Origin of the sequence: Pseudomonas syringae KCTC 12500, assembly GCF_000507185.2 — a bacterium.
In the GTDB taxonomy this organism is placed as follows: Bacteria; Pseudomonadota; Gammaproteobacteria; order Pseudomonadales; family Pseudomonadaceae; genus Aquipseudomonas; species Aquipseudomonas syringae.
The window spans coordinates 2,782,637-2,805,128 of sequence record NZ_AYTM02000002.1 but is presented as its reverse complement, the minus strand read 5'-3'; the positions used below and the strand labels follow the sequence as shown (position 1 = coordinate 2,805,128).

At 57.0% G+C, this 22,492-nt stretch carries 21 protein-coding genes and 1 pseudogene; 6 read left to right on the top strand and 16 right to left on the bottom strand.

Annotated features, from left to right (window positions below):
* Nucleotides 1–28: 28 nt before the first annotated feature.
* From V476_RS12835 to V476_RS12820, 4 genes are all read right to left on the bottom strand, one after another.
* A complete protein-coding gene (locus V476_RS12835) occupies nucleotides 29–1,123 on the bottom strand; it encodes a polyamine ABC transporter substrate-binding protein (RefSeq protein ID WP_003349091.1) in 1,095 nt (364 codons plus the stop codon).
* A 171-nt stretch (nucleotides 1,124–1,294) separates the two neighbouring features.
* Nucleotides 1,295–2,392 carry a polyamine ABC transporter substrate-binding protein gene (locus V476_RS12830; protein WP_003427338.1) on the bottom strand — a complete coding sequence of 366 codons (1,098 nt, stop codon included), beginning with the start codon at nucleotides 2,390–2,392 and terminating at the stop codon, nucleotides 1,295–1,297.
* Between the two features lie 142 nt (nucleotides 2,393–2,534).
* Nucleotides 2,535–3,899, bottom strand: coding sequence for an aspartate aminotransferase family protein (locus V476_RS12825; RefSeq protein ID WP_024959116.1), 1,365 nt, complete (start codon nucleotides 3,897–3,899; stop codon nucleotides 2,535–2,537).
* A gap of 68 nt (nucleotides 3,900–3,967) precedes the next feature.
* The gene (locus V476_RS12820; protein ID WP_004415470.1) at nucleotides 3,968–5,326 is read right to left on the bottom strand and encodes a glutamine synthetase family protein; all 1,359 of its coding nucleotides are present in this window, start codon (nucleotides 5,324–5,326) and stop codon (nucleotides 3,968–3,970) included.
* A 594-nt stretch (nucleotides 5,327–5,920) separates the two neighbouring features.
* On the opposite strand from V476_RS12820, the gene V476_RS12815 reads away from it, so the two are divergent.
* Entirely contained in the window at nucleotides 5,921–7,297 is a 1,377-nt protein-coding gene (locus tag V476_RS12815) for a glutamine synthetase family protein (protein WP_003413528.1), read from the top strand.
* Between the two features lie 182 nt (nucleotides 7,298–7,479).
* Nucleotides 7,480–8,124, top strand: a complete 645-nt coding sequence (locus tag V476_RS12810) for a TetR/AcrR family transcriptional regulator (RefSeq protein ID WP_024959115.1) — start codon at nucleotides 7,480–7,482, stop codon at nucleotides 8,122–8,124.
* 30 nt (nucleotides 8,125–8,154) lie between these two features.
* Here the strand turns inward: V476_RS12810 and V476_RS27150 are convergent, their stop codons facing one another.
* Nucleotides 8,155–9,237: an RHS repeat-associated core domain-containing protein gene (locus V476_RS27150; RefSeq protein WP_024959114.1), complete on the bottom strand. Its 1,083-nt coding sequence runs from the start codon at nucleotides 9,235–9,237 to the stop codon at nucleotides 8,155–8,157.
* A 180-nt stretch (nucleotides 9,238–9,417) separates the two neighbouring features.
* Here V476_RS27150 and V476_RS29345 point away from each other — a divergent pair.
* A pseudogene (locus V476_RS29345) lies at nucleotides 9,418–9,549 on the top strand (hypothetical protein); the annotation flags it as partial.
* Between the two features lie 5 nt (nucleotides 9,550–9,554).
* On the opposite strand, the gene V476_RS12800 reads toward V476_RS29345, so the two are convergent.
* The 8 genes from V476_RS12800 to V476_RS12765 all read right to left on the bottom strand — a co-directional run bounded on the left by V476_RS12800 (nucleotide 9,555) and on the right by V476_RS12765 (nucleotide 17,591).
* Nucleotides 9,555–10,628, bottom strand: coding sequence for an RHS repeat-associated core domain-containing protein (locus V476_RS12800; RefSeq protein ID WP_024959113.1), 1,074 nt, complete (start codon nucleotides 10,626–10,628; stop codon nucleotides 9,555–9,557).
* Nucleotides 10,629–10,761: 133 nt separating this feature from the next.
* Entirely contained in the window at nucleotides 10,762–10,977 is a 216-nt protein-coding gene (locus V476_RS12795; protein ID WP_002555770.1) for a TOBE domain-containing protein, read from the bottom strand.
* A gap of 26 nt (nucleotides 10,978–11,003) precedes the next feature.
* Nucleotides 11,004–11,816: an aliphatic sulfonates ABC transporter ATP-binding protein gene (gene ssuB / locus V476_RS12790; RefSeq protein ID WP_003427335.1), complete on the bottom strand. Its 813-nt coding sequence runs from the start codon at nucleotides 11,814–11,816 to the stop codon at nucleotides 11,004–11,006.
* Nucleotides 11,813–12,610: an aliphatic sulfonate ABC transporter permease SsuC gene (gene ssuC / locus V476_RS12785; RefSeq protein ID WP_003394402.1), complete on the bottom strand. Its 798-nt coding sequence runs from the start codon at nucleotides 12,608–12,610 to the stop codon at nucleotides 11,813–11,815. Before ssuC ends, ssuB begins: the two co-directional genes overlap by 4 nt.
* A 28-nt stretch (nucleotides 12,611–12,638) precedes the next feature.
* Complete coding sequence (locus V476_RS12780; RefSeq protein ID WP_024959112.1) at nucleotides 12,639–13,604, bottom strand: sulfonate ABC transporter substrate-binding protein; 966 nt, start codon at nucleotides 13,602–13,604, stop codon at nucleotides 12,639–12,641.
* Nucleotides 13,605–13,958: 354 nt separating this feature from the next.
* Nucleotides 13,959–14,597: a peroxiredoxin gene (locus V476_RS12775; protein ID WP_024959111.1), complete on the bottom strand. Its 639-nt coding sequence runs from the start codon at nucleotides 14,595–14,597 to the stop codon at nucleotides 13,959–13,961.
* A 169-nt stretch (nucleotides 14,598–14,766) separates the two neighbouring features.
* The gene (locus tag V476_RS12770) at nucleotides 14,767–16,128 is read right to left on the bottom strand and encodes an OprD family outer membrane porin (RefSeq protein ID WP_024959110.1); all 1,362 of its coding nucleotides are present in this window, start codon (nucleotides 16,126–16,128) and stop codon (nucleotides 14,767–14,769) included.
* A gap of 1,022 nt (nucleotides 16,129–17,150) precedes the next feature.
* Nucleotides 17,151–17,591 carry a hypothetical protein gene (locus tag V476_RS12765; protein ID WP_003427333.1) on the bottom strand — a complete coding sequence of 147 codons (441 nt, stop codon included), beginning with the start codon at nucleotides 17,589–17,591 and terminating at the stop codon, nucleotides 17,151–17,153.
* On the opposite strand from V476_RS12765, the gene V476_RS12760 reads away from it, so the two are divergent.
* Nucleotides 17,590–18,045 (top strand): tRNA (cytidine(34)-2'-O)-methyltransferase, encoded by a 456-nt coding sequence (locus V476_RS12760; RefSeq protein ID WP_004407330.1) that lies wholly within the window; start codon nucleotides 17,590–17,592, stop codon nucleotides 18,043–18,045. The genes V476_RS12765 and V476_RS12760 overlap by 2 nt on opposite strands.
* 61 nt (nucleotides 18,046–18,106) lie before the next feature.
* Here the strand turns inward: V476_RS12760 and secB are convergent, their stop codons facing one another.
* The 3 genes from secB to V476_RS12745 are packed head-to-tail and all read right to left on the bottom strand — an operon-like array spanning nucleotide 18,107 to nucleotide 19,303.
* Nucleotides 18,107–18,595, bottom strand: coding sequence for a protein-export chaperone SecB (gene secB / locus V476_RS12755; RefSeq protein ID WP_003372189.1), 489 nt, complete (start codon nucleotides 18,593–18,595; stop codon nucleotides 18,107–18,109).
* Nucleotides 18,596–18,635: 40 nt separating this feature from the next.
* The gene (gene grxC / locus V476_RS12750) at nucleotides 18,636–18,887 is read right to left on the bottom strand and encodes a glutaredoxin 3 (RefSeq protein ID WP_002551467.1); all 252 of its coding nucleotides are present in this window, start codon (nucleotides 18,885–18,887) and stop codon (nucleotides 18,636–18,638) included.
* 2 nt (nucleotides 18,888–18,889) lie between these two features.
* Nucleotides 18,890–19,303, bottom strand: a complete 414-nt coding sequence (locus tag V476_RS12745; RefSeq protein WP_003318290.1) for a rhodanese-like domain-containing protein — start codon at nucleotides 19,301–19,303, stop codon at nucleotides 18,890–18,892.
* Between the two features lie 156 nt (nucleotides 19,304–19,459).
* Here V476_RS12745 and gpmI point away from each other — a divergent pair, with 156 nt between their 5' ends.
* Together gpmI and V476_RS12735 are read left to right on the top strand one after the other, a co-directional pair.
* Nucleotides 19,460–20,992 (top strand): 2,3-bisphosphoglycerate-independent phosphoglycerate mutase, encoded by a 1,533-nt coding sequence (gene gpmI, locus V476_RS12740; protein WP_003427331.1) that lies wholly within the window; start codon nucleotides 19,460–19,462, stop codon nucleotides 20,990–20,992.
* A gap of 153 nt (nucleotides 20,993–21,145) precedes the next feature.
* Nucleotides 21,146–22,471: a murein hydrolase activator EnvC family protein gene (locus V476_RS12735; RefSeq protein ID WP_003427330.1), complete on the top strand. Its 1,326-nt coding sequence runs from the start codon at nucleotides 21,146–21,148 to the stop codon at nucleotides 22,469–22,471.
* Nucleotides 22,472–22,492: the final 21 nt, after the last annotated feature.

Here is a 22,492-nt window from a genome sequence, read left to right as displayed (position 1 = left end):
CCGGCCCATATGGCCGGGTGCTGGATTTTTATTTGCCCGACTTGACCTTGGTCCAGCTGCGGGTCATCAGACGTTGCACCTTGGGTGGCAACTCGCTGTTCACGAACAGGCGGTCCAGCACTTCCTGAGGCGGATAGACCGCTTCATCGGTACGGATGCTCTGGTCCATGAACTCGCCGGAGGCGGGATTGGGGTTGGCGTAACCGACTTCATCGCTGACCTTGGCGATCACCTTGGGGTCGAGCATGTAGTTGATGAAGGCACTGGCCGCCTTGATGTTCTTCGAGTCCGCCGGAATCGCCAGCATGTCGAACCACAGGTTACCGCCCTCTTTCGGAATGCTGTACGCGAGCTTCACGCCCTTGCCCGCTTCTTCTGCACGGGCCTTGGCCTGGAACACATCGCCCGAGAAACCTGCGGCAACGCAAATGTCGCCATTGGCCAGGTCGGTGATGTATTTGGACGAGTGGAAATAGGTCACGTAAGGACGAATCGCCAGCAGCTTGGCTTCGGCCTTTTTGTAATCGGCTTCCTTGGTGCTGTTGGGGTCCAGCCCCATGTAGTTGAGCACCGCTGGCAACATTTCATCGGCAGAGTCGAGAAACGCTACGCCGCAGCTGGAGAGCTTCTTGATGTTCTCCGGCTCGAACAGCACGGCCCAGGAGTCGATCTTGTCGACGCCCAGTGCCGCCTTGACCTTCTCGACGTTGTAACCGATGCCGTTGGTACCCCACAGGTACGGCACGGCGTACTGGTTACCCGGATCGTTCTTCTCCAGACGCTTGAGCAGCGCCGGGTCGAGATTCTTGTAGTTGGGCAGCAGCGACTTGTCGAGTTTCTGGAACGCACCGGCCTTGATCTGCTTGCCGAGGAAGTGATTGGACGGCACCACCACGTCATAGCCTGTGCGTCCGGCCAGCAGCTTGGCTTCCAGGGTTTCGTTGGAGTCGAACACGTCGTACATCGGCTTGATGCCGGTAGCGGCTTCGAAGTCGGCCAGGGTGGTCTTGCCGATGTAATCGGACCAGTTATAAATATGCACGGTGGACTCAGCCTGGGCACTGATCGACAGTGTCAGCCCGGCAGCCGCCAGCAAGGCTTTGGAAAGAATAGAAATAGACAAAGAATGAGTCCTTTTAACAGAGGGGCCTGAGCGCCGGAGGGCGTCCCGAAAACCAAACCGGCGCGCAACTTACCGTCTATGCGTCCAACCAGCAAAGGTTTAGGCGATATTCCTGTCTACTGGATGTTGCGCGGCCGAGGCTACGCAGCATCCACAGGTTTGATGACAGGCTTATTTACCCGATTTTATCTTGGTCCAGCTGCGGGTCATGATCCGCTGCGTGGCAGCAGGCAGATCAGCGATTGCATACAGTTTGGCCTGGATGTCGGCAGGTGGATAAACGCCAGGGTCACTGGTGATTTCCTTGTCGACCAGCGCCGTAGCCGCGGCGTTACCGTTCGGGAAACGTACAGCGTTGGTGATCTCGGCCATGATTTCCGGCTTCATCAGGAAGGTCATGAACTTGTAGGCACCCTCGACGTTCTCGGCATCCTTGGGAATGGCGACCATGTCGTAGAAGCTGCCGGCGCCTTCTTTCGGAATGTTGTAAGCAACTTTGACCTTGCCACCGGCTTCGGCAGCGCGGGACTTGGCCTGATAGATATCACCCGAGTAGCCGACCGCTACACAGATGTTGCCGTTGGCCAGATCCGAGATGTACTTGGACGAGTGAAAATAGCCAATCGACGGACGAATCTTCAGGAACAACGCTTCAGCTTCGGCGAGCTGCTTCTTGTCCTGAGAATCGGTCGGGTAGCCCAGGTAATGCAGGGCGATCGGCAGCATTTCGGTTGGAGAATCGAGGAAGCTGATGCCGCACGACTTCAGCTTGGCAGCGTTCTCCGGCTTGAACAGCAGGTCCCAGGAATTGACTGGCGCGTCAGCACCCAGAGCGGCCTTGACCTTGTCCGGGTTGATGCCGATACCGATCGAACCCCACATGTACGGGAATGCGTGCTTGTTGTCCGGGTCGCTGACCGACACGGCCTTGAGCAGCGACTCGTTGAGGTTCTTCCAGTTCGGCAGCTTGGACTTGTCCAGCTCCTGGTAAACGCCTGCCTTGATCTGCTTGGCCAGGAAGTTGTTGGACGGCACGACGATGTCATAGCCGGATTTGCCCGCGAGCAATTTGGCTTCGAGCGTCTCGTTGCTGTCGAAAACGTCGTAGACCACCTTGATGCCCGATTCTTTCTCGAATTTGGCAACGGTGTCCGGCGCGATGTAATCGGACCAGTTATAGACGTGCAGCACTTTGTCATCGGCCTGCGCAGCAGTGGCCACAACGCCCATCAGTGACAGCGCGAGAAGGGTCTTGCCAAATTTTTTCATGCGTAGCTCCAATGTATTTTTATCACTGACCGTCAGTTAGCGGCGTGTAGCCATTAGTCTGGCAACTTCCTGGGCAGGCTTTCAAGCCGAAGCCCCTCAAACAATGCACATTGCGCTTGAATCGACGCTTTTTTTGGCATTTTCAGCCCTGCAACACCGCCAGCGTCAGATCCAGGCATTTGCGCGCCTTCTCTACCAGCTCATCAATTTGCGCAAAACTGATCACCAGCGGTGGCGCAATGATCATGGTATCGCCCACAGCCCGCATGATCAGGCCATTGTCGAAGCAGAAGGTTCGACAGATCATTCCCGCGCCCTTGTCGGTATAGCGCTCGCGGGTGGCCTTGTCCTTCACCAGTTCGATGGCCCCGAGCAGCCCGACACCGCGGACTTCGCCCACCAGTGGATGATCGCTCAACTCACGCAAACGCTTTTGCAAATACGGTGCCGTTTCCGACCTGACCCGTTCGACGATCTTCTCTTCGCGCAGGATACGGATGTTCTCCAGCGCGACCGCGGCAGCCACCGGGTGCCCTGAGTAGGTAAAGCCATGATTGAAATCGCCGCCCTCATTGAGCACCGCGACGATTTCATCGCGCACGATCAGGCCGCCCATCGGCACGTAACCGGAGGTCAGTCCTTTGGCGATGGTCATCATGTCCGGCTTGAGGCCATAGAAATCGCTACCGAACCACTCACTGGTACGCCCGAAGCCACAAATCACCTCATCGGCGGCGAACAGGATGTCGTAGCGGGAGAGGATTTCCTTGATCTTCGGCCAGTAGGAATCAGGCGGGACGATCACACCGCCTGCGCCCTGGATCGGCTCGGCAATGAACGCACCGACGTTCTCGACGCCCAGCTCGAGAATTTTCTTTTCCAGTTGCTCGGCAGCCCAGATGCCGAACTCGTCCGGCGTCATATCGCCGCCCTCGTCGAACCAGTAGGGCTGGGGAATGTGCACCACCCCCGGAATCGGCAGATCGCCTTGCTCGTGCATGTACGCCATACCACCCAGACTGGCACCGGCAACGGTGGAGCCGTGGTAGCCATTGACGCGGCTGATGATGGTTTTCTTGTTCGGCTGGCCTTTCAGCGCCCAGTAATGACGAACCATGCGCAGCATCGTGTCATTGCCTTCGGAGCCAGAACCGGTAAAGAACACATGGTTCATGCCCTGCGGTGCAATCTCGGAAATGGCCTTGGCCAACTCCAGCACCGGCGGGTGGGCGGTCTGGAAAAACAGGTTGTAGTAAGGCAGCTCGCGCATCTGTTTGCTGGCTGCGTCGGCCAGTTCTTCGCGGCCATAACCGATGGCCACGCACCACAGCCCGGACATGCCATCGAGGATCTTGTTGCCCTCGCTGTCCCACAGATAAACGCCCTCGGCACGGGTGATGATGCGCGGGCCTTTCTCTTTCAATTGTTTGTAGTCGCTGAACGGTGCCAGGTGATGCTCGCTGCTCAGGGCCTGCCATTCGAGGGTTTGCGGGTTGTTGGCACTCATGCAGCACTTCCTTTGATCAGGTCAGTTGGCAGAGCGCCGCGCATCAACCGCAGCGGCGCTCTGCGTGATCAGACGGCGAAAAGCAGGAATTCCCGCTCCCACGAACTGATCACGCGCTTGAAGTTTTCATGCTCGGCGCGCTTGACCGCGACGTAACCGATGATGAATTTCTTGCCCAGGTATTTTTCGATGGTCTTGCTGTTTTCCATACGCTCCAGCGCGTCTTCGATGGTCAACGGCAGACGCAGATTGCGCCGTTCGTAACCGCGCCCGACCACCGGTGCGCTCGGGTTGATGCCTTCGACCATGCCAATGAACCCGCACAGCAGACTGGCGGCGATGGCCAGATAAGGGTTGGCATCGGCACCCGGCAGACGATTTTCCACGCGACGGTTCTGCGGTACGGCGTCCGGCACACGCAAGCCGACGGTGCGATTTTCTTCGCCCCACTCAACGTTCACTGGCGCCGAGGTGTCAGGCAGAAAGCGCCGGAACGAGTTGACGTTGGGCGCGAACAGCGGCAACAGCTCGGGGATGAACTTCTGCAGACCACCGACGTGGTTCAGGAACAGCTCGCTCATGGTCCCGTCTTCGTTGGAGAAGATATTCTTGCCGGTCTCGATGTCGATGATGCTCTGGTGCAAGTGCATGGCACTGCCCGGCTCGCCGGTCATCGGCTTGGCCATGAAGGTCGCCGCGACATTGTGCTTGAGGGCGGCTTCGCGCATGGTGCGCTTGAACACCAGAATCTGATCGGCCAGCGACAGGGCATCACCGTGCCGGAAGTTGATTTCCATCTGCGCCGTGCCGTCTTCGTGGATCAGCGTGTCCAGGTCCAGGTTCTGCAGTTCGCACCAGTCATAGACGTCTTCGAACAGCGGATCGAACTCGTTGGCCGCTTCGATCGAAAACGACTGACGGCCCGTTTCAGGACGCCCGGAGCGCCCGATCGGAGGCTGTAGCGGATAGTCAGGGTCGTCGCTACGCTTGGTCAGATAAAACTCCATCTCCGGCGCCACGATGGGCTGCCAGCCCTGATCGGCATAGAGCTTGAGAACCTTCTTCAGCACGTTGCGCGGCGACAGCTCGATGGGGTTGCCTTGCTTGTCGTAGGTGTCGTGGATCACCTGTGCAGTGGGCTCGACCGCCCAGGGCACCAGATACACCGCGTTCTGGTCGGGGCGGCAGATCATGTCGATGTCTGCCGGGTCCAGCAGCTCGTAGTAGATATCGTCCTCTACGTAGTCACCGGTCACCGTCTGCAACAGCACGCTTTCAGGCAGACGCATGCCTTTTTCAGCGATGAACTTGTTGGTCGGCGAGATCTTGCCGCGCGTGATCCCGGTGAGGTCGGACATCATGCATTCGACTTCGGTAATCTTGTGTTCTTTCAACCAATCGGTGAGCTGGTCGAGGTTGGTACTCATAAATACCTCAGGGTTTTATTGTCCTGATCGTGATCAGGCGTTCCAGACGCATCGGCGTCATGATGTACAACTCGTTTCGGCAGACGCCGAATAGGGGTAAGGTGACAGCTGCGGGGCCGGATTTCCAGACGGCCGCGGTCACACTGACGATGCCGTTATAGTGGTAATGTCCAGCGTTGAGCGTAGAGCAGACTGGCTTCGATAGCCGTTCAGGGATGTCGCAAAGTGTGGCAGCCCACCACGAGCACCGAGATCACAGGCATGATGGGCGCCGTACGGACTTGATAGTCGCGTGTCGACCAGGGAAAGGTGAAGCATGGGACCCCCGCTAGTGTTGCTCTACTGGGTTGCGATCGAGCTTAGCCTCGTTCATTTTTTTATACAACAAGCCGTTAAGAATAGAAGACAGGCCGCTCTAGCTCGTATTTAGCAACGGTCAAAAACGGAATTAAACGCCCTAAATAGCAGCAAAAAAGGCCATTTGGCGCAGTTTTAGGGCAAAAAAAGGCTCTATTGACTTCATCATGGCTTTCGGATTGACTGAGATCCGCAATCATTGATGATTGATATTTTTAACAACAAAGGTGTTGCATCATGTCGGTACCCCCGCGTGCCGTTCAGCTTAACGAAGCGAACGCGTTCCTTAAGGAACATCCTGAGGTTCTGTACGTTGACCTTCTGATTGCAGATATGAATGGTGTGGTGCGTGGCAAACGCATCGAACGCACCAGCCTCCATAAGGTTTACGAGAAGGGCATCAACCTGCCTGCCTCTTTATTTGCTCTGGATATCAATGGCTCCACGGTGGAAAGCACCGGCCTGGGCCTGGACATCGGTGATGCTGACCGAATCTGTTATCCCATCCCCGACACCCTGTGCAACGAGCCATGGCAAAAGCGCCCTACTGCGCAATTGCTGATGACCATGCACGAACTCGAAGGCGATCCGTTTTTCGCCGACCCGCGTGAAGTATTGCGCCAGGTCGTCGCCAAATTCGACGAAATGGGCCTGACTATCTGCGCAGCGTTCGAGCTGGAGTTCTACCTGATCGATCAGGAGAACGTGAACGGTCGCCCACAACCGCCGCGCTCGCCGATCTCCGGCAAACGCCCGCATTCGACACAGGTCTACCTGATCGACGACCTCGACGAATACGTCGATTGCCTTCAGGACATCCTCGAAGGTGCAAAGGAACAAGGCATTCCTGCCGACGCCATCGTCAAGGAAAGCGCCCCGGCCCAGTTCGAAGTCAACCTGCATCACGTCGCCGACGCGATCAAGGCGTGCGATTACGCCGTATTGCTCAAGCGCCTGATCAAGAACATCGCCTACGATCACGAGATGGACACGACCTTCATGGCCAAGCCCTATCCGGGTCAGGCGGGTAATGGTCTGCACGTTCACATTTCGATTCTGGATCGCGACGGCAAGAACATCTTCACCAGCGAGGATCCCGAGCAGAACGCCGCATTGCGTCACGCAATCGGCGGTGTGCTCGAGACCCTGCCGGCACAAATGGCTTTCTTGTGCCCGAACGTCAACTCGTATCGCCGGTTCGGTGCGCAGTTCTATGTGCCCAACTCGCCGACCTGGGGTCTGGATAACCGCACGGTCGCCGTTCGCGTACCGACCGGCACCGCCGATGCGGTACGTATCGAACACCGCGTCGCCGGTGCCGATGCCAACCCGTACCTGGTGATGGCTTCGGTCCTGGCGGGCGTGCACCACGGCCTGGTCAACAAGGTCGAGCCTGGCGCCCCGGTAGAAGGCAACTCGTACGAACAGCACGAACAAAGCCTGCCGAACAACCTGCGCGATGCATTGCGCGAGCTGGACGACAACCCGGTGATGGCCAAGTATATCGACCCGAAATACATCGACATCTTTGTGGCGTGTAAAGAGAGCGAGCTGGAAGAGTTCGAACACTCCATCTCCGACCTCGAGTACAACTGGTACCTGCATACGGTCTGATTGAGGCCGAGTAGTACAAGACGCCGCGGGCTTTGAGCCTTGCGGCGTTTTTGTTTGGTGCGTATCCCGACGCTTATCGTTCCTCACGCTCCAGCGTGGGAGCGATAAGCGTTTGGCAACGACAGCGATTCATCCCGTTGTAATCCCTTACAATGCCCGCAGCCCAACCAAGAGCCACGCCCATGACCCGCGCCGCCACGCCTCGCAAACCTCAAGCACGCAGCCAGGCCAGAATCGATTCGATTCTCGACGCCGCGCGCACGCTGCTTGCCGAACAAGGCGTGGCCAGTCTGTCGATCTACAGCGTTGCCGAGCGAGCCGGCATTCCGCCCTCGTCGGTGTACCACTTCTTCGCCAGCGTCCCCGCGCTGCTTGAAGCACTGACCGCCGACATCCACGCCGCCTTTCGCGCGTCGCTGCAGGCCCGCATCGATCACGACCAGCTCACCACCTGGCGCGACCTGTCACGCATCGTAGAGCTGCGCATGCTGGCCATCTACAACGCCGACGCCGCCGCTCGCCAATTGATCCTCGCCCAGCACGGCCTAACTGAAATCAACCAGGCCGACCGCCAGCACGACATTGAGCTGGGGCAGCTGATGCTTGAGGTATTTGATCGCCACTTCCAGTTGCCCGCACTGCCGGACGATGTCGACGTGTTTGCGCTGGCCATGGAGCTGGGGGATCGGGTGTATGCGCGGTCGGTGCAGTTGCATGACGAGATTACACCGCGCATGGCTGAGGAAGGGATGCGGGTATTTGATGCTTATTTGGGGTTGTATTTGCCGGTGTTTTTGGTGAAGAGAAAAATATCACCACTGCTGTGACCGAGGCTGTAGAGACTGAGTGCAATACTGTTATTTATGCTGTTTACGTATAGCCTTACGGTGTATCCTATACATATCAGCCGCGTATAATTTAAAATTATTAATATCTCTCTCCCTGATAGCTTTATAAAACTGTGATGGACCAGCCGCTATAGCATTCTCAGTGCTAACAGCCCGTCTGGCATTGTGAAAACAGATGAACTTTTCGACGTCTACCCGTCTTTTATTGTGCAAATCCAAAAGGGTTTGGGCCGTCTTAAAATCCGAGGGTGCCGCCGTGTCAATTGGAGTATGAAACTCCTTAGTCTTTCTCACCCTATACTCCCAACTCATGTCCGGAAAGGCGACCGACAGCTTACCTTTATCAGAAACTTGCAGAGCTGAGGCCATAGATAGCGGAGGAGATGAAGCAGCGCTCGTTGATGCCAGGGGTGATATGGGTAAAGGCTTGCCTTTCCGTGAAGGAGGCGCTTCTGAGCGTTTGCCAAGCACCCACAACAAACGGGTAGATATTCGATCTTTCCGGCTAAGTGATTTCAAGCGTGCGTTTTCTAGTGCCAGTCTAAGTAGCCTGTTATACGGCGCATGCCCTGACGGATCCACAAACCCAATCGGATCACCCCCACAATACCCATACGCATTCAACCCGCCCTCATCAAACGGACTCAAACTGTCGGGACTGTTGAACCTCATCAACACCGGATTATACGCCCGATACCCATTCCCCAGCAGATAATGCCCGGTCACCGGGTCACGCCGCTCGCCATTAAAACCCAGCAGGCTGGTCAACCCGCTTTCAGCCGGGTGATGACCATAGGCGCTGTACGCCACAGGCTCAATTCCAGACTTATCCACAAGCCGCAGGACAGAACGCTGCTGATCGGTCGCAAGCAGTGTCGTGTCCACCACACCATCAACATGCAGCTGCTGAGCCAATAACAGGTCTTCATGCTGAAAGACCGTACGCTGCAGCGCGCCCTGTATCTCGGTCGCCAGGCGGTTCTTTTGATAGAAACGCCGAATATCAGCCAGCCCCACCGGCAAGCTGGAAGCCAGACGGTCCAGCGGGTCGTAGCGATACGTGCATAGCATTATCGGGTCGGGAGAGGCCATGGCAGTTGTTTCACATAGAACCAGCCGTCAGCATCCGGCAAAACCGATACGTCGCCTACCTCGCATAACTGCTAGGTAAACGTTCGACTTCGATTCTGAAAGCATCATGCTTGAGGTCTTTGATCGCCGCCTCAAGCTGCCTGCATTGCAAAATGATGCAGGCGGCGATGGGACCGGGAGGATCGGGTGTATGCGCGGTCGGTTCAGTTACATGACGAGATCACACCACGCATGGCCGAGGAAGGGATGCGGGTGTTTGATGCTTATTTGGGTTGTATTTACCGGCGCTGGGGTGAAGAGAGCCTGAGATAGCGATATTAATTAACCTGGTCCGGATCCCGAATTCTAGAACGCATCCTTTTATTAAATTTATCACGGTATGCCTCAAACTGGGCGACCACTTCAGGACGCTTTTTCATGTAACCCTCTAGCGATTCTTGAGCGGTACGTGCACTGTGCTTAACTTTCTTAGTATTTTTCCTGTAGTGGTCTATCAGATCATCAACGGCGCGTATGCGCCCCTCAAGCCTGTTATACCTTGCCAAGGCGGCTTGATCATTCGAAGGCACGTTAGTCTCACCTACATGACTTACACTTTTTCTTAATTTTTGCAACCTTATATATCCCTCACTAGCCTTACGACCTGAAACAGATTTAGCCGACGAGGTAGACGTAGAGGCGGACGGTAGCCTACTTACATTTTCAGATACCAAGGATTTTACAGACGCAGGTGTATGTTTGCCCCCTAAAACACGCGCAACGGGGCTGACGCCTTGCAGAGCCCTCTTTGCAATAAGAGTAGCTGCTTGCGGACCGAACTTCTCAATCAAGTCTGCCGCCTGTATGAGAATTGAAAATGGCATATGCCCCGACGGATCCACAACTCCCACCGGATCCCCCCCACAATACCCATACGCATTCAACCCGCCCTCATCAAACGGACTCAAACTGTCCGGGCTGTTGAACCGCATCAACACCGGGTTGTAAGCCCGATACCCATTCCCCAGCAGATAATGCCCGGTCACCGGATCACGCCGCTCGCCATTGAATCCCAGCAAACTGGTCAGTCCGCTTTCAGCCGGGTGATGACCATAGACGCTGTACGCCACAGGCTCAATTCCAGACTTATCCACAAGCCGCAGGACAGAGCGCTGCGGATCGGTCGCAAGCAGCGTCGTGTTCACCACACCATCAACATGCCGCTGCTGAGCCAATAACAGGTCTTCATGCTGAAAGACCGTACGCTGCAGCACGCCCTCAATCTCGGTTGCCAGACGGTTTTTTTGATAGAAGCGCTGCACATCCGTCTGCCCCAACGGCGAGCTGGAAGCCAGACGGTCCAGCGGGTCGTAGCGATACGTGCACAGCACTGTCTGGTCGGGGGAGGTCATGGCAGTTTTTTCAAATAGAACCAGCCGTCAGCATCCAGCAAAACCGATACGTCGCCTACCTCGCATAACTGCTAGGTAAAAAGCAAAAAAACCCGGAGGGTCAGGACCGTCCGGGGTGTTTTTTGCCCATCGTTTACAGCTTGGCGATGGAGACTTCAGTGGACTTCACGAAGGCGATGACTTCGCTGCCGACGACCAGCTCCAGCTCCTTGACCGAGCGGGTGGTGATGACCGAGGTCACGACGCCCGATGCGGTCTGTACGTCGATTTCCGACAGTACGTCGCCGTGGACGATTTCCTTGATGGTGCCTTTGAACTGGTTGCGAACGTTAATGGCTTTGATAGTCATGGCATGTCTTCCTTTGGGGATCAGGGTTAATTTGCCCAGCGCAATTGCGTAGGCAGTGGCGAAAACGGTTCCGGGTCAGGTGGCGAACCCGGCAGGGCCAGCACGCGGTTGAGCACTTCGGCCTCCAGCGCTGCGAGGCGATGCGAACCACGAACACGCGGGCGTGGCAGGTCGACCAGCAGATCGAGCCCGATCTGCCCTTCTTCGATCAGGATCACCCGGTCGGCAATGGCCACGGCCTCGCTGACGTCGTGGGTTACCAGCAACACCGTGAAACCATACTGGCCCCACAGTTTTTCGATCAGTTGCTGCATTTCGATCCGGGTCAGGGCATCCAGCGCGCCCAACGGCTCGTCGAGCAACAGCAGGCGCGGCTTGTGAATCAGCGCACGGGCCAGGGCAACGCGTTGCTTCTGGCCACCGGACAATGCGGCAGGCCATTCATTGGCGCGCTCGGCAAGGCCGACGGCCTCAAGCGCTTCAAGAGCCTGCGCCCGCCAGTCGCCGCTCAGGCCAAGGCCGACGTTGTCGATGATCTTTTTCCAGGGCAGCAAGCGCGCTTCCTGAAACATCAATCGCGTGTCTTCGCGGGCATCGTCCAATGGCGCAGAGCCTGCAAGTAGCTGTCCCTGCGTCGGTTTGTCGAGGCCGGCGAGCAGGCGCAACAGGGTGCTTTTGCCGCAACCGCTGCGGCCGACGATGGCGACGAACTGACCCGCAGGGATGTGCAGGTCGATGTCCTTGAGCACTTCGCGGGCGCCGAACGCTTTTTTCAGCTTGCGTACCGCCAGCGGGATGCCACGCAGCAAGTGTGGAGGTTGCTGTTTCAGACTGGTCATGCGGCACCGCCTTTGCTCACTTGATAGGCCGGGTGCCAGCGCAGGCAGACACGTTCCAGGCCCCGCGCCGCCAGATCGGCCAGCTTGCCGAGTACGGCGTACAACACAATGGCCAGCACCACGACGTCGGTTTGCAGAAATTCCCGTGCATTCATCGCCAGGTAGCCGATGCCGGAGCTGGCGGAAATGGTTTCCGCGACGATCAGCGTCAGCCACATGAAGCCCAGCGCAAAGCGCACGCCGACCAGAATCGAAGGCATGGCGCCCGGCAGGATCACATGACGGAACAGGCTGAAACCTGACAGGCCGTAGCTACGGGACATTTCTACCAGCGCCGGATCGATGTTGCGGATGCCGTGGTAGGTATTCAGGTAAATCGGGAACAGAGTGCCCAGTGCGACTAGGAATATCTTGGCGGTCTCGTCGATGCCGAACCACAGGATGACCAGCGGAATCAGCGCCAGGTGCGGCACGTTGCGAATCATCTGCACCGAGCTGTCCAGCAGACGCTCACCCCATTTGCTCAGGCCGGTGATGAAGCCCAGCGCCAGACCGATGCCGCCGCCAATGGCAAACCCGATCCCGGCACGCCAGCCGCTGATCGCAAGATGCGTCCAGATTTCGCCGCTGGCGACCAGGTTTATGCCCGCTTCGATGACCGCGCTGGGTGCGGGCAGAATGCGTGTGGATAACCAGCCGGCGCTGACTGACAGCTGCCAGACTGCCAACAACAGGACTGGAAGTGCCCAGGGCGCCAGTCGGTGAATGATGCGTTGCGAAGCACTGAGGCTCATGGAGTTGTCTCCTCGAAGGGCCTGACGATCACTGTGCTTGAGCAACAGCAGCAGGAGGTGTCCAGACCACATCAGCAATGCTGAGCGGCTTTGGAATCAGCTTGAGCTGGTAGAAGGTGTCAGCGATTTTCTGCTGTGCCGCCACCACCGGCGGGGTAAGGAACTGCGCGCCGTAGCCCTGCCGCTTCACTGAAGTCAGGGTGATATCGGCCGGCAGCCCCAGCAACGGCGCGACCTGTTGGGTCACTTCATCGGGGTTGGCCTTGGACCACTCGCCCACCGCTCGGACCTCTTCGACCAGCGCCTGAATCACCTTGGGTTTTTTCTGCGCGTACGGCTTGGTGGCGAGATAGAACTGATGGTTGTCGACAATGCCGGTGCCGTCTTTCAGGGTTCGCGCCTGCAATTGCTTTTCAGCAGCGGCCTGGTACGGGTCCCAGATGACCCAGGCATCCACGCTGCCGCGCTCGAAAGCGGCACGCGCATCGGCCGGAGGCAGGAAGACGGTCTGGATATCGGTGTATTTCAGACCCGCATCTTCCAGCGCCTTGACCAGCAGGTAATGGACGTTCGAGCCCTTATTGAGGACGACTTTCTTGCCCTTCAGGTCTTTGACCGAAGTAATCGGGGAGTCTTTGGGGACCAGGATGGCTTCACTGGTCGGTGCTGGCGGCTCGTAGGCCACATACAGCAGGTCCGCGCCCGCGGCCTGAGCGAAGACCGGCGGCGTTTCGCCTGTTACGCCGAAGTCGATAGAACCGACGTTCAGGCCTTCAAGCAGCTGCGGGCCGCCAGGGAACTCCGTCCACTGGACTTTCACACCCTGCTCGGCCAGACGCTTTTCCAGCGAGCCCTTGGCCTTGAGCAGCACCAGCGTGCCGTACTTCTGGTAACCGATGCGCAGATCTTCCGCCTGAGCCTGAGTGACCGCACCAAGAGCGACCGCAGCAGCAAACAGCGCGACAAGGCTTCGACGCAAAATGACAGTGCGCATATGCGCTCCTTTACCTATTTGGGGTGGTCCCCTGCTCGACCGCTGAGGAACGAGCAAGGTGGGAATAGGCACGACATTAACAGCCCTTTTTTATATCTATAAATCTTATTTATTCATTTAGTTATTCCATAAATGAATATAAAGAAAATGCCGTTGCCTGCACCCCTTGGACCTGTGACGCAGAGCGTCAGGACATGCACTCCTACGCTGGAGCGTGAGGAACGATAATCTCGACTATCGTGCCCATGCTCCGCGTCCGCGATTGATGAAGCGACGCAGCAGGCGGCTATGAGGAAGGAATAAAAAAGGGCCGATAAATCGGCCCGAATAACCCCACGCTTGGTAGATCGGAAATCAGCGGTTTGGCTGTGGTGTCAGGCGCAGATAAGGCGTGACCGCTTTATAGCCCTTGGGAAAGCGTTGTTTTATCTCGGCTTCATCCTTGATCGACGGCACGATCACTACGTCATCGCCGTCCACCCAGTTGGCGGGCGTGGCGACCTTGTAGTTGTCGGTCAATTGCAGGGAGTCGATGACGCGCAGAATCTCGTGGAAGTTACGCCCGGTGCTGGCCGGATAGGTAATCGTCAGACGCACCTTCTTGTTCGGATCGATCACGAACAGCGAGCGCACAGTCAGCGTGTCGTTGGCATTAGGATGAATCAGGTCGTACAGGTCGGAAACTTTGCGATCAGCGTCGGCAAGAATCGGGAAGTTGACCAGGGTGTTTTGCGTGGTGTCGATGTCGTCGATCCACTTGATGTGCGAATCGACAGGGTCCACCGACAGCGCAATGGCTTTCACGCCGCGCTTGGCGAACTCGTCTTTCAGTTTGGCAGTGAAGCCCAGCTCTGTGGTGCACACCGGCGTGAAGTCAGCCGGATGAGAGAACAGCACACCCCAGCTGTCGCCGAGCCACTCATGAAAACGTATACGCCCCTCACTGGATTCCTGTTCGAAATCAGGGGCGATGTCGCCAAGTCGCAGTGTCATGGTGTTGCTCCTTGTCTGTATCGGGTAGGCCTTGGTATAGCACTACTGTGCGCCCTGTCGAGAGAAGTTAAAAAGAATAAATAATGCGCCCAATAGACCTGTCAGGAATATCAAAAAACAGGCAAAAGAAACCCCGCACGGGGCGGGGTTCCTTTAAGCCTCAATACACTTACATGAAGTTGTAGGTGTAGTTGAAGAGTACGCGAGCCTGATCCGCATTCGAGGAGTTGTTCAGGCCGTCATCGGCACGGTAGGTACCGTAACGAACACTGGTGCCAAACCCTTTCAAAGCACCGCTCTGAATCACGTAGTCAACGCGCATGTCGCGTTCCCACTCGGAGTACTCTTTACCGAACGAGGTAGTCCCACGTGCGCCTTTGATGTCGTCAGCATGCAGATAAGCAATGGCTGTTTTCAGGCCTGGAATACCGACTTTCGCGAAGTCATACGAATACTGACCGAACGTGGTGTTCTCACCGGCACGGTTGAAGCTGTTGATCATCGAGTCAGTGAACAGGTAGAAGCTGGCGCCGCCGTTACCTTCCGGACGGTTGTTACCGTTACGCAGGGAGCCTTGGTTCAGGTTCACGAAACCGCCGTCATCGCCAACTTGCTGGTGACCGACCATGAATGCATGGCCGCCCAGCGAGTAGGTGAACATGGCAGACCAGGTTTGGTTGTCAACTTCACCAGGGGTCTTGGCGTAACCGCTGTTGTTGTTGAAGGCATAACCTGAAGCGCCGCTGCTGTTCTTGCCGTCAGAGCTGCTATTGAAGTAACGCAGGTCAGTCTTGAAAGACTGGTTGGCGTCGATTTGGTAAACGTGCACCAAACCGAGGAAGTGTTGCTTGTAGAAGTCTTCCAGATTCGCGTAGTAGTACTGCAGGGTCAGGTCTTTGGTGACCTTCCAGTCAGCGCCACCAAAACGGAACTGGTCGCTGCCTTCGGTTGCGCCGTTGACGGAGAGATCACCCCAGTCCGAAGATGCACGGCCAATCGACTTGTTCAATTGACCAGCAGTGAAGGTAACGCTGTCCAGTTCTTTCGACGTCACGATACCGCCAGCAAACGCCTGAGGCAGCAAACGACCGTCGTTGCTGACCAGAATCGGCAGGTTCGGAGCCAAAGCGTTACCGAGTTTCAATTCGGTCTTGGAGAAGCGGACCTTCGCGTTGGCACCGATACGGGACCAGTCGCTGACCGAAGAACCATCAGTGTCAGTTGGAACAACGGTGTTGGCTGTGTTGGCATTGTGGTGATCAATGCCGCCACCCAAGTGCACCCCTACCAGAGCTTGCGCATCAAGACCAAAACCGACGGTGCCCTGAGTGAAACCAGAGAGGTAGTCAAATTTCAGACCGGTCGCGGTTTCGCGCTGGTCGGAAGCACGAACGCCTTCACGCAGGTCGTTGTTGAAATACAGAGTACGAGAACTGACGGACGCTTTACTGTCTTCCAGGAAACCAGCTGCGCTGGCCTGCTGAGCCAATACACCAACGGTGACGGCCAAAGCCAGGGTGGACTTCTTCATTACTACGCTCCTCGTGAATCTAATTTTTTATATCCATGGTGCCGGGCTTGGCCCTGACCCACGGATTAGCGATAGGCGACAGTCCCGATCCGAGATCAATGGATTCTGTTCGCCCTGACTTTTGACTAGACCGCTTTTGTCGATGGCAACACGTCGGTGCAATGCTTTTTATGCGCTGAAGAAACCATTGCTGGAATCTTGAGAACATCCAGTCATTTGTCACAACTCGTGTCAGCAAAGACGTCACGGAGTGTATCGACCTGACTACCCATTTCCCAAAACTTATTTTGGTACCGTTCGTCAGATCTATCGTTTTCGTGCCCCGACCGGAAAAATGCACCTTAACCGGCCTCGATCCCCGCCAGCAGAGTGCTGATGCAAAACTGGCGAAAGCCTTGTATTACGGGAACTTCGGGGAGATTAGTCAGTTAATGTGACAGTTGTCATCACTTTGACGGCGCACCGTGTTCAAGCACAAAAATTTTTTTTCACTTTGCTTTTTTGGGCCATTTTCAAGCGATTTTCGGCCTTCAGAGCCGTCCTTCACTGTAGCCCACGTGAACAAAAAGGCAATTCTGGTGTCCGGCGCCGTAACAGCCAGCCGATTGGCCAATGCGCAAACGGCTCATTTGTGCACGTGAGGGGCACCGATCCATCATCGAGTTCGGATGGACGAGTGCATCAGTATGGGTTTCTGCACGCTAGTGGTGCGCAAATTGAGTGCGCTTCTGGAAAACCGGAAGGCTGGAACGTGTACTGCGTTATCAAGGATGAACGACGCGGCACTACGACTCCGCTCTATAGCCAAATCACTTCCGGCACACGAGCAACATGTATAAATATTTATAATTCAAAGAGTTATGAGTTTCAGGAATAAAGCATGGCCTCACGCAGGGAGGATCCGCTTCTCACGCGAACACGTTTTTTCTGAAACGATTTGAAAACTGGCACGCCCCCTGCAACAAGTATTACATCGCCAGTTTTGGGGACCTTGGTACAGGCAGGCCGGGGATTCCCCTCTTTTATTCCTCCCGGAGACTGACCTCCAGTCTCCAGCGCCCGTCCACCTTCTCAGTGCGCCAGTCGCCATGAAGTGGACGGGCTGCCAGGAGCGTCAGCACCAACCCCTTCTCTCCTCGTTCCACCTTCCAGCGCGCAACCCGATTGTCGAACCTCAGTTGGCCCGTCCACGGCTGTCCTGACGCATCGACGTTGACTACCACTGCACCATCGACTGTCGCACCGCGATACTTCGGTTCTTCGTTGAACCAGAGCGCCAGACCGGCAGGCAATTCTTCGATTTGCTCCAGCTCGACCGGGTCAGGCTGCTGCAGGCGGCCGATAATGGTGCCCACGGTAAACCCGACAATCGCCATGGAACCAAGAACACGCGGCCATAGCTTCGGTCTCGGGTCCTCTTCAAGGGTAGAATGCATCCCGTCCTTTCGTTCGGAGCCGTGCATGTTTCACGTCATCCTTTTTCAACCAGAAATTCCGCCGAATACCGGCAATGTCATCAGGCTATGCGCCAACAGTGGCTGCACCCTGCATTTGATCGAACCCTTGGGTTTCGAGCTGGACGACAAGCGCTTGCGCCGTGCCGGGCTCGATTATCACGAGTATGCCACGCTGCAGACACATGCTGACCTGGCAAGCTGTCTGGAGAAGATAGGCAACCCGAGGGTGTTTGCCTTCACCACCAAAGGCTCTCGGCCTTTTCATGATGCGAGCTTTGAGCCAGGCGATGCCTTTCTGTTCGGTCCGGAGAGCCGTGGCCTGCCCGCCGATATTCTCGACTCGCTGAGCAGCGAGCATCGTCTGCGGCTGCCCATGCGTGAAGGCTGCCGCAGCTTGAACCTGTCCAACACGGTGGCCGTGGCTGTCTATGAAGCATGGCGTCAGCACGGGTTTGCCTAGACCGAGCGGCCAAGCACAAAAAAGCGCCCCGAAAGGCGCTTTTTGTTTGCAGCGGTAACGCTTACTGAACAGTCGGCGTTTCGCCAGCTTCCTGCATGCGCTGCAGCTCTTGCGCGTACAGGGCGTCGAAGTTCACCGGAGCCAGCATCAGCGCAGGGAACGAGCCACGTACGACCAGGTTGTCGATGGCTTCACGAGCGTAAGGGAACAGGATGTTCGGGCAGAACGCACCGAGGGTGTGGCTCATTGCGCCGTCGTCCAGGCCCTTGATCAGGAAGATACCGGCCTGTTGCACTTCAACGATGAAGGCAACTTCGTCGCCATTGTTGACGGTCACGGACAGGGTCAGTACGACTTCGTAGAAATCGCCTTCCAGCTGCTTCTGACGGGTGTTGAGGTCCAGGCTAACGGTCGGCGTCCACTCTTGGCGGAAGATCGCCGGGCTTTTTGGCGCTTCGAACGACAGGTCGCGAACGTAGATACGCTGCAGGGAGAATTGTGGGCCGTTTTCTTCGTTGGCAACGGCGTCGTTGTTCGGTTGATCGGTCATCTCGGATCCTTGTCAGATTAGGCTGAAAGATTAAGGGGTATCAGGCCAGCAGCGCATCGAGCTTGCCGGCACGCTCCAGAGCAAACAGGTCATCGCAGCCGCCCACGTGGGTCGAGCCGATCCAGATTTGCGGTACGGAAGTACGACCGGCCTTCTTGGTCATTTCGGCACGCAGCTGCGGCTTGCCGTCGACCCGGATTTCCTCGAAGGCCACGCTTTTGCTCTGCAGAAGCTGTTTGGCACGTATGCAATACGGGCAGTAGTCGCTGGAATAGACGATGACTTGAGCCATGTTCACTTCACCAGAGGAAGGTTATCGCCGCGCCAGCTGGAAATGCCGCCGGACAGCTTGGCCGCCTTGAAGCCGGACTTGAGCAGCTCGCGGGCGGTGGTGCCAGCATGCTGCCCCATTGCATCGACTATGATCAACGTCTTGTCCTTGTATTTCTCCAGTTCAGCGGTACGGGTCAGTACCTTGTCCTGCGGGAAATTCAGAGAGCCGACGATGTGCCCTGCGGTGTAATCCTTTTTCGAGCGCACGTCGATGACCACACCCTGATCGCTGTTGACCAGCGCGGTCAGCTCGCGAGTGCTCAGGCTAGCGCCGCCCTTGCTCATTTCGTAAGCAATCAGCAATCCCAGCAAAATGACGAAGGCACCGGTGATCAAATAGTGGTTAGTGGCGAATTCAAGCAGGTGAGCAACCATCAGTAGGTTCCAGGGCGTTAAAATGTCGGCCAGTATACACAGCAGCCAAGGTCGGCCAAAGTCCGTACGGCGGTGACGCCGTTTGAACTTGTCCTTAAAATGCCGTTCCCTTGTACTTTGTTCATCTCTTTATCCAATCAGCATCGAGTGGGTTCTATGACTGCCACGCCAAAACCTCTGGTTCTTATCATCCTGGATGGCTTCGGACACAGCGAAAGCCACAAGGGCAATGCCATTCTGGCCGCGAAGATGCCGGTCATGGATCGCCTCTACCAAACCATGCCCAATGGCCTGATTTCCGGGTCGGGCATGGATGTCGGTCTGCCGGACGGGCAGATGGGCAACTCCGAGGTCGGGCACATGAACCTGGGTGCCGGCCGCGTGGTGTATCAGGACTTCACTCGGGTGACCAAAGCGATTCGCGATGGCGAGTTCTTCGAGAACCCGACCATCTGCGCCGCTGTGGATAAAGCTGTCAGCGCCGGCAAGGCCGTGCACATCATGGGCCTGCTCTCCGATGGCGGCGTGCACAGCCACCAGGACCATCTGGTGGCGATGGCGGAACTGGCGGTCAAACGCGGTGCAGAAAAAATCTACCTGCACGCCTTCCTTGATGGCCGCGACACGCCACCGCGCAGCGCGAAGAAATCCCTTGAGCTGATGGACGCAACCTTCGCCCGCCTGGGCAAGGGCCGCACCGCCACGATCGTCGGCCGCTACTTCGCCATGGACCGTGACAACCGCTGGGACCGGGTTTCGTCTGCCTATAACCTGATCGTCGACAGCACCGCCGATTTCCACGCAGACAGCGCCGTTGCCGGGCTCGAAGCCGCCTACGCACGCGACGAGAACGACGAGTTCGTCAAAGCCACCCGCATCGGCGAAGCCGCCCGCGTGGAAGATGGCGACGCGGTGGTGTTCATGAACTTCCGCGCCGACCGCGCCCGTGAACTGACCCGTGTGTTCGTCGAAGACGATTTCAAGGACTTCGAGCGCGCCCGTCAGCCGAAGGTCAACTACGTGATGCTGACCCAGTACGCGGCCAGCATCCCTGCGCCGTCCGCTTTTGCTGCGGGCAGCCTGAAAAACGTGCTGGGCGAGTACCTGGCGGACAACGGCAAGACCCAGCTGCGCATCGCCGAAACCGAGAAATACGCCCACGTCACCTTCTTCTTCTCCGGCGGGCGTGAAGAACCGTTCCCGGGTGAAGAGCGCATTCTGATCCCGTCGCCGAAAGTCGCCACCTACGACCTGCAGCCGGAAATGAGCGCACCGGAAGTGACCGACAAGATTGTCGATGCCATCGAACATCAGCGTTATGACGTGATCGTCGTCAACTACGCCAACGGTGACATGGTTGGCCACAGCGGCATCATGGAAGCCGCGATCAAGGCTGTGGAATGCCTGGACGTGTGTGTGGGGCGCATCACCGAGGCGCTGGAGAAAGTTGGTGGTGAGGCGCTGATTACAGCGGATCACGGCAACGTCGAACAGATGACCGACGACGCCACCGGACAGGCGCATACTGCGCACACCTCCGAGCCGGTGCCGTTCGTTTATGTTGGCAAACGTCAGCTGAAAGTTCGCCAAGGCGGCGTTCTGGCCGATGTCGCGCCGACCATGCTGCATCTGCTGGGCATGGAGAAACCGCAGGAAATGACCGGCCACTCGATCCTCGTGACCGAGTAACCCGGTCAAAACCGGCCTTTAGCCATCAGGCAAGGCCGGTTTTTTATGTTTCAGGCCTCAAAGCAGTGGCTGCGAGGCGTTTTTTTTGCAGCGCATGGCGGGCATACTAGGCCTGACATTTTTTCTCACAATTCCTCGGTATCGCCCACCCACATGCTTCGCGCCTTGATTGCCCTTGCTCTGATCTGCCTGCTCAATCCGGCGTTTGCCGAAGACGAGCGTGTGCAAACCCAAAAACAGATAGATGCTGCGCGTCAGGATGTGGCAGAGCTGCAAAAAGTCCTGGGCAAGCTTCAGGAAGAACGTGCAGGCGTCCAGAAGGACCTGCGCACCACTGAAACCGAAATGGGCAAGTTGGAAAAGCAGGTCGAGGTCCTGCAAAAGGAACTAAAAAAGACCGAAACCGAGCTGCAAAAGCTCGACAGTGAAAAAAAGAAACTGAACAGCGCCCGCGTTGAACAGCAACGCCTGATCGCCATCCAGGCCCGCGCCGCTTACCAGAGTGGCCGCCAAGAGTACCTCAAGCTATTGCTCAACCAGCAACACCCCGAGAAGTTCGCCCGAACCCTCACGTATTACGATTACCTGAGCCAGGCGCGCTTGGAGCAGCTACGCAACTTCAATGAAACCCTGCGCCAGCTGGCCAATGTCGAAAAAGACATCGACCTGCAACAGGCCCAACTGCTGGTGCAGAAAAGCAGTCTCGACAGCCAGAGCGAAGAGCTGGCCAAGGTTCGCCAGGAACGTCAGCAGGCGCTGGCCAAGCTGAATCAGGACTACAAGGCCCGCGATCAGAAAATGCAGGCCCGTCAGCAGGATCAGGCCGATCTGGCCAAGGTCCTCAAGACCATCGAAGAAACCCTGGCCCGCCAGGCACGGGAAGCCGAAGAAGCTCGCCAGAAGGCGCTGGTTGCCGCCCGCGAGGCGGAAGAGAAGCGTCAGCGCGAAGCTGAAGCCGTCGCCCGCAATAACAGCAGCAACAGCAGTAGCAAAAGCGATGATGAACCGGCACCGCGTCGCCCGGTCAAAGCCCCCGGCGCAGTCGTTTCCAGTGCCGGAGTTTCCTACGGCGGACCTTTTGCACAGGCCAAGGGAAAACTTCCATGGCCTATCGATGGTCGACTGCTTGCGCGTTTCGGTGAAGCCCGCGGTGATGACGAACGTACCAAATGGGACGGCGTCATGATCAGCGCCGCAGCCGGAAGCCAGGTACGTGCCGTGCATGGCGGACGAGTGGTGTTCGCCGACTGGTTGCGCGGTGCCGGGCTTCTGGTCATTCTCGACCATGGCAACGGTTATCTGACCCTTTACGGGCATAACCAGAGCCTGCTCAAGTCGGCAGGTGACATTGTAAAAGCCGGTGAAGCGATTTCCACGGTCGGCAATAGTGGCGGTCAGGACACGGCAGCGTTGTACTTTGCTATTCGTCAGCAGGGTCGCCCCAGCGATCCGGCCCAATGGTGCCGCACTCAAGGATAAGTCGGCGTCAATATTTGTAGG

Bases quoted from the DNA above. Each gene is read 5' to 3' on its own strand.
- V476_RS12760 (WP_004407330.1), top strand. From the start codon at position 17,590: ATGTTTCACGTCATCCTTTTTCAACCAGAAATTCCGCCGAATACCGGC.
- V476_RS12815 (WP_003413528.1), top strand. From the start codon at position 5,921: ATGTCGGTACCCCCGCGTGCCGTTCAGCTTAACGAAGCGAACGCGTTC.
- secB (WP_003372189.1), bottom strand. From the start codon at position 18,595: ATGACCGATCAACCGAACAACGACGCCGTTGCCAACGAAGAAAACGGC.
- V476_RS12735 (WP_003427330.1), top strand. From the start codon at position 21,146: ATGCTTCGCGCCTTGATTGCCCTTGCTCTGATCTGCCTGCTCAATCCG.
- V476_RS12825 (WP_024959116.1), bottom strand. From the start codon at position 3,899: ATGAGTGCCAACAACCCGCAAACCCTCGAATGGCAGGCCCTGAGCAGC.
- V476_RS27150 (WP_024959114.1), bottom strand. From the start codon at position 9,237: ATGGCCTCTCCCGACCCGATAATGCTATGCACGTATCGCTACGACCCG.
- grxC (WP_002551467.1), bottom strand. From the start codon at position 18,887: ATGGCTCAAGTCATCGTCTATTCCAGCGACTACTGCCCGTATTGCATA.
- V476_RS12795 (WP_002555770.1), bottom strand. From the start codon at position 10,977: ATGACTATCAAAGCCATTAACGTTCGCAACCAGTTCAAAGGCACCATC.
- V476_RS12745 (WP_003318290.1), bottom strand. From the start codon at position 19,303: ATGGTTGCTCACCTGCTTGAATTCGCCACTAACCACTATTTGATCACC.
- ssuB (WP_003427335.1), bottom strand. From the start codon at position 11,816: ATGACCAGTCTGAAACAGCAACCTCCACACTTGCTGCGTGGCATCCCG.
- V476_RS12765 (WP_003427333.1), bottom strand. From the start codon at position 17,591: ATGCACGGCTCCGAACGAAAGGACGGGATGCATTCTACCCTTGAAGAG.
- V476_RS12830 (WP_003427338.1), bottom strand. From the start codon at position 2,392: ATGAAAAAATTTGGCAAGACCCTTCTCGCGCTGTCACTGATGGGCGTT.
- V476_RS12775 (WP_024959111.1), bottom strand. From the start codon at position 14,597: ATGACACTGCGACTTGGCGACATCGCCCCTGATTTCGAACAGGAATCC.
- V476_RS12770 (WP_024959110.1), bottom strand. From the start codon at position 16,128: ATGAAGAAGTCCACCCTGGCTTTGGCCGTCACCGTTGGTGTATTGGCT.
- gpmI (WP_003427331.1), top strand. From the start codon at position 19,460: ATGACTGCCACGCCAAAACCTCTGGTTCTTATCATCCTGGATGGCTTC.
- ssuC (WP_003394402.1), bottom strand. From the start codon at position 12,610: ATGAGCCTCAGTGCTTCGCAACGCATCATTCACCGACTGGCGCCCTGG.
- V476_RS12820 (WP_004415470.1), bottom strand. From the start codon at position 5,326: ATGAGTACCAACCTCGACCAGCTCACCGATTGGTTGAAAGAACACAAG.
- V476_RS12810 (WP_024959115.1), top strand. From the start codon at position 7,480: ATGACCCGCGCCGCCACGCCTCGCAAACCTCAAGCACGCAGCCAGGCC.
- V476_RS12800 (WP_024959113.1), bottom strand. From the start codon at position 10,628: ATGACCTCCCCCGACCAGACAGTGCTGTGCACGTATCGCTACGACCCG.
- V476_RS12780 (WP_024959112.1), bottom strand. From the start codon at position 13,604: ATGCGCACTGTCATTTTGCGTCGAAGCCTTGTCGCGCTGTTTGCTGCT.